A 13,363-nucleotide genomic window follows, 5' to 3' on the forward strand; every position below is an offset into this window, starting at 1 on the left:
TCATGGGCCTGATGTACACCGCCCACGCGGCCGTCCCCCACCTGGTCAAGGCCGCCGCCGAGGAGCCGCGCCAGGTCGCCGACATCGTCAACATCGGCTCACTCGCCGGCCGTAACGCTTATGCCATGTCCGCCGTGTACAGCGCGACCAAGTTCGGCGTCGGCGCCTTCAGCGAGGCGTTGCGTCAGGAACTGGCCCGTCAGCACGTCCGCGTCTCCGTCGTCGAGCCGGGCAGCGTCGACACCGAACTGCGCACGCACAACCCCGACGTCATCCAGCAGCACATCGTCGCCGCCCTGGGCGACATCGACCGGTTGCAGAGTCAGGACATCGCCGACACCGTCGGCTACATCGTGACCCGCCCCCGGCACGTGGCCGTCGCCGAACTGCTCGTACGCCCCACCGAGCAGGTCTGAGCACCATCCCCGTAGCCAACTCCGAGGCAGGCAAGGAGGGCAGGGCGCCGTTCCTGCTGGAGGACGAATTGCGCGCGAAGGGCGCCACGTATGTGCGCTCCACCGTCCCGATGACGCCATACCGGATGGTCGGCGTCCGGGTACTCGGCGGCCGCGTTCAGGAACGGCGATCCGCGGGAGCCGCGCTCGCGGGCGTGCTCGGTGATCGCCTCGAAGATCGGGTGGATCGCCTCCGTGGACGGATGCCCGGCGGCCAGCGGTTCGGCCACCTCCCGGTGGCAGGCGTCCTTGCCTTGCCCGTTCACGCCGACACGATCGACCACCCCCACCCCCACCCCCTCCCCACTCTCCGACAAGGGCATCGACATGACCACCAGCACCGCGCAACGAACAGCCCGCTGCCGTCTCTGCAAGCCCTCGCAGGAGCCGAACGACTACACCCTGTTCCTGCGGCAGTGGGTGCGTGCACCGGCCCGCATGGGGGCCATCGCCCCCAGCTCGCGGCACCTGGCCGAGGCGGTCTGCGCCCCGGTGCCCGAACGCGGAGAGCCCGTCGTGGTGGAACTGGGTGCCGGCACCGGACCGTTCACCGCCGAGATCCAGCGCCGGCTCGGCGGGCGCGGCCGCCACCTGGCCGTCGAGATCGATCCACTCCTCGCCCAGCGCCTGCGCCACCGCCACCCGGGGGCGGAGGTGATCCAGCGCGACGCCGTACACCTGCGCCACCTGCTGGACGAGCGTGAAATCGAAAGCGCCGACGTGGTGGTCAGCGGCCTGCCCTGGGCACTTTTTCCCCTCGCCGTCCAACACCGGCTGATGGACGCGACAGCGGCGGTGCTCGCCCCGGCGGGTGCCTTCACCGCGTTCACCTACCTCCACGCCGTTCCCCTCAGCCCCGCCCGTCGGTTCCGCGGGCTGCTGGCCGAGCGCTTCGAGGAAGTCGTGCCCAGCCGCACGATATGGCGCAACTCACCCCCGGCCTTCGTCCTCCACGCGCGCAGACCCCGCCCATAACCCCGGGTTCGGCGCCATGGTCGCTGGGAGGAAGTGTGTCGTCAACAACACCGTGACGAGCCGCGGCGACCGGCTCATCGTGGAGGCCAGTTCCTCCGCCCACTTCTCCACGTGCTCCGGCGCCACATCAACCAGCATGACCAGACAACGACATCGCCGATCAGCAGTCACAAGATCTGAGGCTGTAGTACTTGGCGTCCTGGACGGGCATGCGGAAAGCCGCTCAACAATGCTCACCGCTTGAATCCGCCCCAGGCGGCGCCGGTCAATGGGCCGTCCCGGGAAGTCGGAGCGTCCGCGCGAAGTCGTCCAGTGCCTCCATTGCCGCGGCGATCACTTCCGGATCGTCGTGGTGGCCGCGGAGCAGGACGTCGGGGAGGCCGGGCGGGGTGTGCCAGTGGTACGTCACCGAGGTCATCATGATGGTGCTGTCCGCAGGGTAGGAGCGGGTGACCCGGACCCCGTCCGCGCCCAGGTGGGGAGAGGCGAACGGCACGCTGCCGGTTCGCTGCTGCCACTCGGGGATGTCCGGGTGCGGCACCGTGAGCGTGGTGACTCCCTCGCAGGAGGCAGCGTCACGGGCCTCGCAGTGGAGGCGGGTGGCGTGCATCACCAGCGGCATGTAGGTCAGCGGAACGGGGTGGTAGATGAACGCCTCGTCGGCCTGCAGCTTGTCCCGAAGCGTGACAATCGTCTGCTCGTAGAAGCTCTTGTGGAACCGGCGAATTTTGCGAGTGAGTTCGATGTCGTGGACGGCGGCCAGGCCGGTCAGGTGCAGGTCCAGCCATTCCTTGAAGGTCTTCTTGTCGATCTGGAGGTGAAGATAGCCCCAGAGGTCTGGGCTGGCATCCGTGTCGATGTGGAGCGGGGCGCCGAGGTCAGTGCTCCACAGAGTGCCTTCGGACATGAATGGTCTCTTTCTTCGGGGGGCACGGCAGAAGGGAGCCTTCAGGCGTAGCTCCAGCGGAAGGTGCCCATCACGGCATCGAACAACTCCACGAGGGTGTCGTAGAAGGCGGGATCCGAGCCGGGCGCGATCAGGGCACTGAAGGAGAAGGTGAGGTACTGGTCGGGGGCGCTGTCCGGGACCGGAACGAAGTACTCGACCCGGCGGTGAGCAACGTCGACGCCCTTGGCTGCGTCGGCGGGTACGTCTCGCTCCGAGCGCAGCGCCGCGATGGTGTCGAGCTCCCGCGTCTCGGCACCGGGAGTCACGGAGGCGAGCGCGGCCAGGACCGATTCCGGGCCGCTGTTGGGCCGGACCCGCGGAATCTCGATCGGCTCGGAGGCCACGACCGAGACGGGCAGCGCGATGCCGTGGAGGCGTTCGGTGGGGAGGTAGAGGGTCATGCCTCCCTTGGCGCTGGCCCGGCGGACGACCTTCTTCATCTCCTGGGTGAGCTTCAGCCGGGCCTTCGGAATGTCGTCCTTGGGAAAGCCGACGGGCAGTTGTGCGACGGCCTTGCGGACGATGCGGTCCATCGCTTCCTTGGTGCCCGTGCGTAGCGGAATCACGTCCCAGCCGGGCGGCGGCACCAGGTTGAAACCGTTCGGGGGCCGGCGGTGCTCAGCGGTGGTCATTGCGCCCCCGCGTCACTTCCACGGCGTAGGCAACGCCTACGAAGAGCGCCCACGCCGGGGCGGCGATCATGCCCGGCCAGAAGCCGAAAAACAGCGAGGGTATGAAGAAGCCGCCGCCCATGGCGAGATCCCGGTGAGGTAGGGCGGACGGCCCGCGTGCCGGGGGTACTTCACGAACACCCAGACGTAGTGCAGGAGGCAGCCGACTATCCCGGCCTCGTAGACGTAGAGCACGTCATTCATCAGGGACTTCGGCACCAGGATCATGATTCCCAATACCGGCAGGAACAGCGGCATCCCGATGATCAGCGTCAGCCGGAGCCGCCGGTTGGGGCCGGTGCCGATTCCGGTACGGGCGGCTTCGGCTTCGGCAATGCGTTGCGCCGAGTTCAGGTCCATGGTCATTCCTCACCAGTGGGTGGCGGGGGCGGGCTTCAGGGTGTTGTCCTTCCAGTCCGAGTACGCCGCGTTGTACGGCTTCTCGCCGGTACCGAACTCCTCCTTGGCCCAGCTTGTCAGGTCGCTCTTTCCCAGCGACTTGTCCATGACGTCCATCTCCTTGTCGCCGAGGTGCACCAGCGTCGACAACGGGCTGACCCTCAGCGGCCCCTTGGCGACCAGGCCGACGTTCTGGGAGATGGACTTGCGCATCGCGTTACGGGCCGCTCCGAGGGTCTGCCGCCCCGGCCCTTCAGGCAATTTGGTCATCATCCGCCCCGTGTCGTCCAGGATGCCCTTGACGCCCCTGAGCCCTCGGCTCAGGCCGGCGGCAAGCTCGCCTTCGGATGTGGCCTGCGCCAGGGCGAGGTGTCCGGCTTCGCCATCGAGGACATCGACTTCAAGGGCGGCTGGGTCCACGTCAACCGCCAAGTGCGGCTCGTGGGCACGAAGCCCGTCTTCGCCCTGCCCAAGGGAAACAAGATCCGGTCCGTACCTCTGCCGGCTCAGCTCGCCTTCGCCCTCAAGGCCCACATGAAGGAGTTCCCGCCGGTCGAGGTCACGTTGCCCTGGATAAAGCCGGACGGCGAGCGGAAGCCCTTCAGCCTCCTCTTCGTCGACGCGAAGGGGCGGGCCTACAACCGCAGTGTCTTCAACATGGGCGACTGGAAGCGCGCCCTGGCCGCCGCCGGCGTCATACCTCCCCGCGAGCGCGGGGCGAGGTACCTCCAGGCGGCCCCGGAAGACGGCATGCACGCCCTCCGGCACGCCTAGCCTCCGTACTGCTGGACGCGGGGGAGAGCATCAAGGCGCTGTCCGAGTACCTCGGGCACTCGGACCCCGGCTTCACGCTGCGGACGTACAGGCACCTGCTGCCAGCGAGACCCGCACCCGCAAGGCGATCGACGACGCCTTCACGGAAGCGGAGCCCCAGGACGCCGGAGAAGCCCAGAGCACATCAGTGCCCTCGCCCAAACCCATGTGCCCCCAATGTGCCCTGGCCGCCTGACGGCCCCTCCCGGCACATGACGAGGGCGGGGTCTGAAAACCCCGCCCGAAACCACCGAAACCCCAGGTCAGGGCCACACAAGGCAATACGGCTGATGCCCCGCCTCATGCAACCGATGGCTGAAGTCCTGCCACTCGTGCAGCAGCTGGTACACGTTGAACGCATCCCGCGGCCCACCCCGGTCCGGCACCGTCGACCAGATGAACGCCGCCGCGCCCACCGCCTCCTCGCCGATGCCCCGCAGCGGGTCCACGACCGTCATCGGGAGCTTGACGACCGCGTAGTCGGGATGCAGGACCACCAGCTCCAGCGGCGGCACCTTGTGCAGGGGGACACCCTCGATGCCGGTGAGGACCATCGCGGCCATCGTCTCCGGCTTGATCTTGGTGAACATGCCGTTCATGCCGAGTTCGTCGCCGCCGAGTTCCTCGGGGCGCATCGAGATCGGGACGCGGGCCGCGGTCGCACCGTCCGGCGCGCCGAAGTACTTGTACGTCACCCCCACCCGACCACCATTCCTGCTCCCCGCCCGGAGGCGATCCACCTGGCGGTCGACCCCTCGGTCGATCCGCCGGTCGATCGGTTCGAGCTCACTCGGTACACCCTGTGTCTGTGCCTGACGTGCTTCGGCGGCTTCCTCCGCGTCGCGCCGGTGCCTCCCCCGCCGGGCACGTCGAGGACCCAGGTCATCAGTCCCTTCGCCCAGTCCGCCACCGCGATGCATATCTCCACCCGACTGCTTTTCTAGGACGCGTGGCGCCCGCTGCGCAACCCGATCATCGTGTCAGTGACCTCCCCCACGGTCACGCGCCGAAACGTGCGTTGAAACACCTGTCCGCAGGATCTTTGCAGCCCCTGAACGCCATACTCCGCATGAGCTGTACGTACAGGTCCCAGTATCGGCTCACAGTTTCGCAGACGGGAGTGGGATCGATCACCGGTTTGGCGGCCCCCTGCCGCCCGGCCCCGCTGGCCTACCCTGAGGAGGTCACTGGCAACCGGAGTCCGAGAAGTCGGAGAACTCGCAGGTCATGAGCGAACTGCCTTATTCATACGAAGCGCCTGCGTCGCAGGCTCTGTTCGACCGTGCGGCCGCCGTCACACCCGGCGGCGTGAACTCGCCCGTGCGGGCCTTCCGCGCGGTGGGCGGTACGCCCCGGTTCATGGTGTCCGGCAGGGGGCCGTATCTGACGGACGCGGACGGCCGGGACTACGTCGACCTGGTGTGTTCGTGGGGGCCGATGATCCTCGGGCACTCCCACCCCGAGGTGATCGCCGCCGTGCAGGAGGCGGTCGCGCGCGGTACGTCCTTCGGTACGCCCGGTGAGGGCGAGGTCGCGCTCGCCGAGGAGATCGTCGAGCGGGTCGCGCCGGTCGAGCAGGTGCGGCTGGTGTCCAGCGGGACCGAGGCGACCATGTCCGCCATCCGGCTCGCCCGTGGGTTCACCGGGCGGGCCAAGGTGATCAAGTTCGCCGGGTGCTACCACGGCCACGTCGACGCCCTGCTCGCCTCCGCAGGCTCCGGTGTCGCGACCTTCGCGCTGCCCGACACGCCCGGCGTCACGGGCGCCCAGGCCGGCGACACCATCGTCCTGCCGTACAACGACCTCGAGGCCGTGCACGCCGCCTTCCACGCCCACCCGGGCGAGATCGCCTGTGTCATCACGGAGGCCTCGCCGGGCAACATGGGCGTCGTACCGCCGCTGCCCGGGTTCAACCAGGGGCTGAAGGACGCGTGCCGGACCAACGGTGCGCTGTTCATCTCCGACGAGGTCATGACCGGCTTCCGCACCAGCCGCGCCGGGTGGTTCGGCGTCGACGGTGTGGTGCCCGACCTGATGACCTTCGGCAAGGTGATGGGCGGTGGGTTCCCCGCAGCCGCCTTCGGGGGGCGCGGTGACGTCATGGCGCACCTCGCGCCGGCCGGGCCCGTCTACCAGGCCGGCACCCTCTCCGGGAACCCCGTCGCCACCGCCGCCGGGCTCGCCCAGCTGCGGCTGCTCGACGACGCCGCGTACGCCAAGATCAACGCCGTGTCGCAGCAGATCCAGGCGCTGGTCTCGGAGGCGCTGAGCAAGGAGGGCGTGGCGCACACGCTGCAGAACGCCTCCAACATGTTCTCCGTCTTCTTCACCGACCGCCCGGTGCGCGACTACGAGGACGCCAGGGCGCAGGAGTCGTTCCGCTTCAACGCGTTCTTCCACTCGATGCTGGCGAACGGGGTCTATCTGCCGCCGTCGTCCTTCGAGTCCTGGTTCGTGTCCACCGCGCACGACGAGCAGGCCGTCCAGCGGATCGCCGACGCCCTTCCGGCGGCGGCCCGCGCGGCAGCGGAGGCGACCGCATGAGCCAGACCCGTGACATCACCGTCGTCCACGTCATGCGGCACGGCGAGGTCGCCAACCCGGACGGGATCCTGTACGGCCGGCTGCCCGGCTACCACCTGTCCGAGCTCGGCCGGCAGATGGCCGACCGGGTCGCCGAGCACCTCGCCTCCCGCGACGTCACCTACGTCGCCGCCTCCCCGCTGGAGCGGGCGCAGGAGACGGCGACCCCGATCGCCAAGGCGCACGGCCTGGACCTGGCGACCGACGCACGGCTGATCGAGGCCGACAACGTCTTCCAGGGCAAGACGTTCGGCGTCGGCGACGGCGCGATGCGGCGGCCCGGCAACTGGAAGCACCTGGTCAACCCGTTCCGGCCGTCGTGGGGTGAGCCGTACCTCGAGCAGGTCATCCGCATGATGGGGGCGCTGGACGCGGCGAAGGACGCGGCGCGCGGGCACGAGGCGGTGCTGGTGAGCCATCAGCTGCCGATCTGGATCGTGCGGTCGTACGTTGAGCGGCGCCGGCTGTGGCACGACCCGCGCCGCCGGCAGTGCACGCTCGCGTCCCTGACGTCCTTCACCTACGACGGCGACCGGATCGTGTCCGTCGGCTACACCGAGCCGGCCCGCGACCTCGTGCCCGCCCATCTGCTGGCGGGCGCCAAGCCGGTGAAGGGGAAGGACAAGGCCTTCGGGGCGTAGCGCTCCGCTGGGTTGGTGGGGCTTTCCAGGTAGTAGTTCTTCGGCTGCCGGCCGGTGGGGATTGTTCGCACCGACGGTGGGGGTCCCCCCCGCTCATGGGGGTCCCCCCGCTCGAGCGAAGCCGAGAGTGGGGGAGAAGCCGCGTATCGATGCAGCCCCGCGCCCCTTATGGGGCGCTGTTGCACTGTTGTTGCATTCGTTCCGAAACGCTGGCAATCGGCCGGAACCTCCCCGTCCGTCGCACCCTCTGACTGGGTGACCACCAGAGAGCGCAACGGACGGGGACGGCATGCGTCACATCAGTCGACGGGGAGCGATCGGGCTCGGCGCGGGGGCCGCGGCCGCCGTCGGACTCGCGGGGTGCGGCACCCTCACCTCCTCAGACGGGCCGGCCCACGCCGGAGGTTCCGCCACCAAGGGCAGTCCCACCCCTCGTCCCGACCGCCCCCTCGGCGACGGCTCCACCGCCTTCACCGGCAAGCAGCCCCACCAGCCCGCCGAGCCCGAACCGTTGGAGCCGGGGCAGACCCCGCCGCAGTTCGTCGTCTTCTCCTGGGACGGGGCCGGCGAGGTCGGCAACGGGCTCTTCCCGCGCTTCCTGGACCTCGCGCGCGACCACGGCGCCCACATGACCTTCTTCCTCTCCGGCCTGTATCTGCTGCCCGAGTCGAAGAAGCGGCTCTACGACCCGCCGAACAACCAGCGCGGCGCCTCCGACATCGGCTACCTCACCGACGCGCACATCAAGGACACGCTGAAGAACATCCGCCGGGCGTGGCTGGAGGGCCATGAGATCGGCACCCACTTCAACGGTCACTTCTGCGCCGGGTCCGGCTCGGTCGGCAACTGGACGCCGCAGCAGTGGCGCAGCGAGATCGATCAGGCGAAGTCCTTCGTGAAGGAGTGGCGGACCAACACGGGGTGGACCGATCTGCCCGCCCTGCCCTTCGACTACGACAAGGAACTCGTCGGCGGCCGTACGCCCTGTCTGCTGGGCCAGGACAACCTGCTGCCCACCGCCCGCGAACTGGGCTGGCGTTATGACGCCTCCGCGCCGGGCGGCCTTCAGGTCTGGCCCAGCAAGAAGCAGGACATATGGGATCTTCCGCTCCAGCAGATACCTTTCCCCGGACGCAGTTTCGAGGTCCTCTCGATGGACTACAACATGCTCGCCAACCAGTCGGTCAACTCCACCAACGCCCCCTCCCACAACTACCCGGGCTGGCGGGAGCAGTCGGCACAGGCCTACATATCCGGCTTCAAGCGGGCATACGAGACAAACCGCGCCCCCTTCTTCGTCGGCAATCACTTCGAGCAGTGGAACGGCGGCATCTACATGGACGCCGTGGAGGAGGCGCTGAAGCACATCGCGCGGGAGAAGGAGAAGGGCGGGGACGTACGACTGGTGTCCTTCCGGCAGTTCGTGGACTGGCTGGACGTACAGAAGCCGGAAGTGCTCGACAAGCTGCGGACCCTCGAGGTCGGGCAGGCGCCCGCCGAAGGGTGGAAGCGGCTCTGAAGTGGTCCTGAGATGCGGGTTCACGCCCGCAAGGGGGGTGCGCAAGATCCCCGGAACGGACATGCGAAACTTTTCACATGAGTGCCGCCAGCCGCGCCCCCCTGCGCTCGAACACCACACGCCGCACCCGTCGCCGCGCCGCCCTGCTCACGGCCGGGGCCGCCGCCGCGGCACTCGCCCTCACCGCATGCAGCTCCGGAGGCACCTCCGGGGGCGGCGGTGACACCAACTTCGTCGCGGGCTCCGACGGCATCGACACCGTCGAGAAGGGCGACCGGACCGCCGTACCCGACCTGTCCGGCGAGACCGTCGACGGCAAGCAGCTCGACATCGCCGACTACAAGGGCAAGGTCGTCGTCCTGAACGTCTGGGGCTCGTGGTGCTCGCCCTGCCGCGCCGAGGCGAAGAACCTCGAGACGGTCTACGAGGACACCAAGGACCAGGGCGTCGAGTTCGTCGGCATCAACACCCGTGACACCAGCACCGGTCCGGCGCTCGCCTTCGAGAAGGAGTACGGGGTCACCTACCCGAGCCTGTACGACCCGACGGGCAAGCTGATGCTCCGCTTCGAGAAGGGCACGCTCAACCCGCAGGCCATCCCGTCCACGCTCGTCATCGACCGGGACGGGAAGGTCGCCGCCCGCACGCTCCAGGCGCTCAGCGAGGACAAGCTGCGCGACATGCTCGCCCCGGTCCTTGCGGAGAAGTGACGTGACCGGAGTGTCCGTGCTCGCCGCCGTCGGGCAGAACGAGACCGTCTTCAGCGGTGCTCTGATGCTCGCGATTCCGATTGCTCTGCTCGGCGGCCTCGTCTCCTTCTTCTCGCCGTGCGTCCTGCCGCTCGTGCCCGGTTATCTGTCCTACGTCACCGGAGTCGGCGGTACGGATCTGGCGGAGGCCCGGCGTGGCCGGATGGCCATCGGTGCCTCGCTGTTCGTGCTCGGCTTCACCGCTGTGTTCGTCTCGGGCGGTGCGCTGTTCGGGTTCTTCGGCCAGACCCTTCAGGAACACCAGTCCACCTTGTCCAAGGTGCTCGGTGCGCTCATGATCCTCATGGGTGTGTTCTTCATGGGACTGATGCCCTGGCTCACCCAGCGCGAGTTCCGGTTCCACACCCGTCCGACGGCCGGACTCGTCGGCGCCCCGCTGCTGGGCGCGCTGTTCGGGATCGGCTGGACGCCTTGCATCGGCCCGACCCTCGCCTCGGTGCAGGCTCTCGCGATCAACGAGGCCAGCGCGGGCCGCGGCGCGATACTCACCATCGCCTACTGCCTGGGCCTCGGCCTCCCCTTCGTCCTCGCCGCCGTCGCCTTCCGCAAGGCCCTCGGTGCCTTCGGCTGGGTCAAGCGCCACTATGTCTGGGTGATGCGCATCGGCGGGACCATGATGATCGCGACCGGTGTGCTGCTGCTGACCGGCGCGTGGGACAGCCTGGTGCAGGAGATGCAGACCTGGTCCAACGGCTTCACTGTGGGGATCTGATCGATGAGCAAGACGACAACCAGCGCGCCCACCGGCCAGACCCCTGCCCCCGGCGAGGACCAGGACCTGAGCGCGGCCGGCTCCCAGCTGTCCACCGCGCCCCGCGAGGAGGCGCCCAACCTGCCCTCCCTCGGCGTCATCGGCTGGGCCCGCTGGTTCTGGCGGCAGCTCACCTCCATGCGGGTCGCGCTGCTGCTGCTCCTGCTGCTGTCGCTGGCCGCGATCCCCGGCTCGCTGATCCCGCAGACCGGTAGCGACGCCACCGCGGTCGCCGACTTCCGCGACCGGCACGAAACCCTCGCGCCGATCTACGACAAGCTCGGCCTCTTCCACGTCTACAGCTCGGTGTGGTTCTCCGCGATCTACATCCTGCTGTTCATCTCCCTCATCGGCTGTATCGTCCCGCGCACCTGGCAGTTCGTCGGCCAGCTGCGCGGCCGCCCGCCGGCCGCGCCCAAGCGCCTCACCCGGCTCCCGGCCTACACGACCTGGCGCAGCGAGGCCGAACCCGAGCAGGTCCGTGAGGCCGCGCTGGCCCTGCTGAAGAAGCGCCACTTCCGTGCTCACGCCACCGGTGACGCGGTCGCCGCCGAGAAGGGCTATCTGCGCGAGGTCGGCAACCTCGCCTTCCACATCGCGTTGATCGTGATGCTGATCGCCTTCGGCTGGGGCCAGCTGTTCAAGTCCGAGGGCAACAAGCTGATCCTCGAGGGCGACGGCTTCGCCAACACCCTCACCCAGTACGACGACTTCAAGTCCGGCAGCCTCTTCACCCAGGACGACCTGGACGCGTTCAGCTTCAACCTGCAGGACTTCCAGGGCACCTACGAGGTCTCCGGCCCCAACCGCGGCACCCCGCGCACCTACCAGGCGAAGGTCACCTACAGCGTCGGCGCCTACGGCAAGGAGCAGCAGACCACCATCAAGGTCAACGAGCCGCTGGAGATCGGCACCTCGAAGGTCTACCTCGTCAGCCACGGCTACGCGCCCATCGTCACCGTCCGGGACGCCAAGGGCAACGTCGTGATGGACAAGGAGGCCGTGGCGCTGCTGCCGCTCGACGCCAATGTCACCTCCTCCGGTGCGATCAAGGTCATGGACGGCTACCGCAACGCCAAGGGCGAGAAGGAACAGCTCGGCTTCAACGCCTTCTTCGTGCCGACCTTCGCCGGCGAGGGCCACGGCACGATGCTGTCCCAGTTCCCGGCGGTGCTGAACCCACGGCTCGCGCTGTCGGCGTACCACGGCGACCTGGGCGTCGACTCGGGCATCCCGCAGAGCGTGTACCAGCTGGACAAGAGCCACCTGAAGGAGTTCAAGGACTCCAAGGGCGAGCTGTTCAAGAAGCGGCTGGCCGTCGGCGAGACCATGACGCTCCCGAACGGCGCCGGCTCGGTCACCTTCGAGGGCATCCAGGAGTGGGCCGGCTTCCAGGTCGCCCGGCAGCCCGGCAGCGGCTGGGCGCTCGCCGGAGCGATCGCCGCGATCCTCGGCCTCGCCGCCTCCCTGTTCGTCCAGCGCCGCCGTGTGTGGGTGCGGGCGGTGCGGGGCGCCGACGGAGTCACCGTCGTGGAGATGGCCGGCCTCGGCCGCAGCGAGTCCGCAAAGGTACCGGAGGAACTGGGCGACCTCGCCGGGCTCCTGTACGAGAAGGCACCTGGCGCACCCGACCCCGATCACGAACCCCACCCAACCGACTCCGCTGTTCCTGCCGAAGGGGCTGAGAAGCAGTGACGCTCGCCGCCGCGACCAACGAGAATCTCGCGGACCTCAGCAACACGCTGATCTACTCCGCGATGGCCATCTACACCCTGGCCTTCTTCGCCTACATCGCCGAATGGCTCTTCGGCAGCCGCAGCAAGGTCGGCCGCACCGCCGCCGCGCTCACCGCCAAGACCGGCACCACGGCCGACGCCCCGGCCGTGACCGTGCGCAAGGCCGGCGGGACCGCCGTTCTGGAGCGGCCGAAGGTCGTCGTCCGGGCCGCGGCCGGCAGCCGTGACGTACCGGACGGACCCGGAGCACACGGCGGGGACGCGCAGGGCGACCTCTACGGGCGTATCGCCGTGTCCCTCACCGTGCTCGCCTTCCTCCTCGCGGCCGGCGGTGTGCTCTGCCGTGCGCTCTCGGTGCAGCGGGCGCCGTGGGGCAACATGTACGAGTTCAACATCACCTTCTCCACCGTCGCCGTAGGCGTGTACCTCTCACTCCTCGCGCTGAAGAAGAACGTCCGCTGGCTCGGCCTTCCCCTGGTCACCACGGTCCTCCTCGATCTCGGCCTGGCCGTCACTGTCTTGTACACCGCCAGCGACCAGTTGGTTCCCGCCCTCCACTCGTACTGGCTGTACATCCACGTCTCCACGGCGATCTTCTGCGGCGCGGTCTTCTACGTCGGCGCCGTCTCCACGCTGCTGTACCTGTTCCGCGACTCCTACGAGAACAAGCTCGCCGGCGGCGGCAAGCCCGGCCGCTTCGCGACCTCCGTGCTGGAGCGGATGCCCGCCGCGGCCTCGCTCGACAAGTTCTCCTACCGCGTCAACGCGGCCGTCTTCCCGCTGTGGACGTTCACGATCATCGCGGGCGCCATCTGGGCCGGCGACGCGTGGGGCCGCTACTGGGGCTGGGACCCCAAGGAGACCTGGTCGTTCATCACCTGGGTCGCCTACGCCTGCTACCTGCACGCCCGCGCCACGGCCGGCTGGAAGGGCCGCAAGGCCGCCTACCTGGCGCTGATCGCGTTCGCGTGCTGGCTGTTCAACTACTACGGCGTGAACCTCTTCGTCTCCGGCAAGCACTCGTACGCCGGGGTGTAAGTCCCCCACGCGAGGGCCGGTTCCTGTGACCCAGGTCACGGGAACCGGCCCTCGTCGTACGGA

14 protein-coding genes and 1 pseudogene are annotated in these 13,363 nt (G+C 68.8%); 10 read left to right on the plus strand and 5 right to left on the minus strand.

Annotation, left to right across the window (positions count from 1 at the left end; genetic code table 11):
- Positions 1 to 416 (plus strand): SDR family NAD(P)-dependent oxidoreductase (locus ACFV7R_RS23075; RefSeq protein ID WP_385266333.1); only part of this gene is annotated, 416 nt, incomplete at its 5' end.
- Between the two features lie 366 nt (positions 417 to 782).
- Positions 783 to 1,430 carry a class I SAM-dependent methyltransferase gene (locus ACFV7R_RS23080; protein ID WP_385266336.1) on the plus strand — a complete coding sequence of 216 codons (648 nt, stop codon included), beginning with the start codon at positions 783 to 785 and terminating at the stop codon, positions 1,428 to 1,430.
- 265 nt (positions 1,431 to 1,695) lie between these two features.
- Here ACFV7R_RS23080 and ACFV7R_RS23085 read toward each other — a convergent pair whose 3' ends face one another.
- The 4 genes from ACFV7R_RS23085 to ACFV7R_RS23100 all read right to left on the minus strand — a co-directional run bounded on the left by ACFV7R_RS23085 (position 1,696) and on the right by ACFV7R_RS23100 (position 3,710).
- Positions 1,696 to 2,337 carry a hypothetical protein gene (locus tag ACFV7R_RS23085; protein ID WP_385266339.1) on the minus strand — a complete coding sequence of 214 codons (642 nt, stop codon included), beginning with the start codon at positions 2,335 to 2,337 and terminating at the stop codon, positions 1,696 to 1,698.
- Between the two features lie 41 nt (positions 2,338 to 2,378).
- Positions 2,379 to 3,011 (minus strand): hypothetical protein, encoded by a 633-nt coding sequence (locus ACFV7R_RS23090; protein ID WP_385266342.1) that lies wholly within the window; start codon positions 3,009 to 3,011, stop codon positions 2,379 to 2,381.
- Positions 3,012 to 3,077: 66 nt separating this feature from the next.
- On the minus strand, positions 3,078 to 3,410 hold the full coding sequence (locus ACFV7R_RS23095; protein ID WP_385266344.1) for a hypothetical protein: 333 nt from the start codon (positions 3,408 to 3,410) through the stop codon (positions 3,078 to 3,080).
- A gap of 9 nt (positions 3,411 to 3,419) precedes the next feature.
- The gene (locus ACFV7R_RS23100; RefSeq protein ID WP_385266831.1) at positions 3,420 to 3,710 is read right to left on the minus strand and encodes a hypothetical protein; all 291 of its coding nucleotides are present in this window, start codon (positions 3,708 to 3,710) and stop codon (positions 3,420 to 3,422) included.
- A 60-nt stretch (positions 3,711 to 3,770) separates the two neighbouring features.
- Here ACFV7R_RS23100 and ACFV7R_RS23105 point away from each other — a divergent pair.
- Positions 3,771 to 4,458, plus strand: a pseudogene (locus tag ACFV7R_RS23105) (tyrosine-type recombinase/integrase); the annotation flags it as partial.
- A gap of 67 nt (positions 4,459 to 4,525) precedes the next feature.
- On the opposite strand, the gene ACFV7R_RS23110 reads toward ACFV7R_RS23105, so the two are convergent.
- A complete protein-coding gene (locus ACFV7R_RS23110) occupies positions 4,526 to 5,182 on the minus strand; it encodes a hypothetical protein (protein WP_206306890.1) in 657 nt (218 codons plus the stop codon).
- A 307-nt stretch (positions 5,183 to 5,489) separates the two neighbouring features.
- Between ACFV7R_RS23110 and hemL the strand changes: the two genes are divergently transcribed.
- From hemL to ccsB, 7 genes are all read left to right on the plus strand, one after another.
- Positions 5,490 to 6,806: a glutamate-1-semialdehyde 2,1-aminomutase gene (gene hemL, locus ACFV7R_RS23115; protein WP_385266347.1), complete on the plus strand. Its 1,317-nt coding sequence runs from the start codon at positions 5,490 to 5,492 to the stop codon at positions 6,804 to 6,806.
- Positions 6,803 to 7,486, plus strand: coding sequence for a histidine phosphatase family protein (locus ACFV7R_RS23120; RefSeq protein ID WP_385266350.1), 684 nt, complete (start codon positions 6,803 to 6,805; stop codon positions 7,484 to 7,486). The genes hemL and ACFV7R_RS23120 overlap by 4 nt, the downstream gene beginning before the upstream one ends.
- Before the next feature lie 289 nt (positions 7,487 to 7,775).
- Positions 7,776 to 9,005, plus strand: a complete 1,230-nt coding sequence (locus ACFV7R_RS23125; protein WP_385266353.1) for a hypothetical protein — start codon at positions 7,776 to 7,778, stop codon at positions 9,003 to 9,005.
- A gap of 77 nt (positions 9,006 to 9,082) precedes the next feature.
- The gene (locus tag ACFV7R_RS23130) at positions 9,083 to 9,715 is read left to right on the plus strand and encodes a TlpA family protein disulfide reductase (RefSeq protein ID WP_385266356.1); all 633 of its coding nucleotides are present in this window, start codon (positions 9,083 to 9,085) and stop codon (positions 9,713 to 9,715) included.
- Positions 9,716 to 9,779: 64 nt separating this feature from the next.
- The gene (locus tag ACFV7R_RS23135; protein WP_263493550.1) at positions 9,780 to 10,487 is read left to right on the plus strand and encodes a cytochrome c biogenesis protein CcdA; all 708 of its coding nucleotides are present in this window, start codon (positions 9,780 to 9,782) and stop codon (positions 10,485 to 10,487) included.
- Positions 10,488 to 10,490: 3 nt separating this feature from the next.
- On the plus strand, positions 10,491 to 12,221 hold the full coding sequence (locus tag ACFV7R_RS23140) for a cytochrome c biogenesis protein ResB (protein ID WP_385266359.1): 1,731 nt from the start codon (positions 10,491 to 10,493) through the stop codon (positions 12,219 to 12,221).
- Complete coding sequence (ccsB, locus tag ACFV7R_RS23145; RefSeq protein ID WP_385266361.1) at positions 12,218 to 13,300, plus strand: c-type cytochrome biogenesis protein CcsB; 1,083 nt, start codon at positions 12,218 to 12,220, stop codon at positions 13,298 to 13,300. Before ACFV7R_RS23140 ends, ccsB begins: the two co-directional genes overlap by 4 nt.
- The last annotated feature ends 63 nt before the right edge of the window (positions 13,301 to 13,363 follow it).

Origin of the sequence: Streptomyces sp. NPDC059866, assembly GCF_042731325.1 — a bacterium.
Classification (GTDB): Bacteria; Actinomycetota; Actinomycetes; order Streptomycetales; family Streptomycetaceae; genus Streptomyces; species Streptomyces flavusporus.

What these genes read in the sequence shown, in the direction of transcription:
- ACFV7R_RS23080 (WP_385266336.1), top strand. Translation starts at nt 783, where the DNA reads ATGACCACCAGCACCGCGCAACGAACAGCCCGCTGCCGTCTCTGCAAG.
- ACFV7R_RS23085 (WP_385266339.1), bottom strand. Translation starts at nt 2,337, where the DNA reads ATGTCCGAAGGCACTCTGTGGAGCACTGACCTCGGCGCCCCGCTCCAC.
- ACFV7R_RS23090 (WP_385266342.1), bottom strand. Translation starts at nt 3,011, where the DNA reads ATGACCACCGCTGAGCACCGCCGGCCCCCGAACGGTTTCAACCTGGTG.
- ACFV7R_RS23095 (WP_385266344.1), bottom strand. Translation starts at nt 3,410, where the DNA reads ATGGACCTGAACTCGGCGCAACGCATTGCCGAAGCCGAAGCCGCCCGT.
- ACFV7R_RS23110 (WP_206306890.1), bottom strand. Translation starts at nt 5,182, where the DNA reads ATGCATCGCGGTGGCGGACTGGGCGAAGGGACTGATGACCTGGGTCCT.
- hemL (WP_385266347.1), top strand. Translation starts at nt 5,490, where the DNA reads ATGAGCGAACTGCCTTATTCATACGAAGCGCCTGCGTCGCAGGCTCTG.
- ACFV7R_RS23120 (WP_385266350.1), top strand. Translation starts at nt 6,803, where the DNA reads ATGAGCCAGACCCGTGACATCACCGTCGTCCACGTCATGCGGCACGGC.
- ACFV7R_RS23125 (WP_385266353.1), top strand. Translation starts at nt 7,776, where the DNA reads ATGCGTCACATCAGTCGACGGGGAGCGATCGGGCTCGGCGCGGGGGCC.
- ACFV7R_RS23130 (WP_385266356.1), top strand. Translation starts at nt 9,083, where the DNA reads ATGAGTGCCGCCAGCCGCGCCCCCCTGCGCTCGAACACCACACGCCGC.
- ACFV7R_RS23135 (WP_263493550.1), top strand. Translation starts at nt 9,780, where the DNA reads ATGCTCGCGATTCCGATTGCTCTGCTCGGCGGCCTCGTCTCCTTCTTC.
- ACFV7R_RS23140 (WP_385266359.1), top strand. Translation starts at nt 10,491, where the DNA reads ATGAGCAAGACGACAACCAGCGCGCCCACCGGCCAGACCCCTGCCCCC.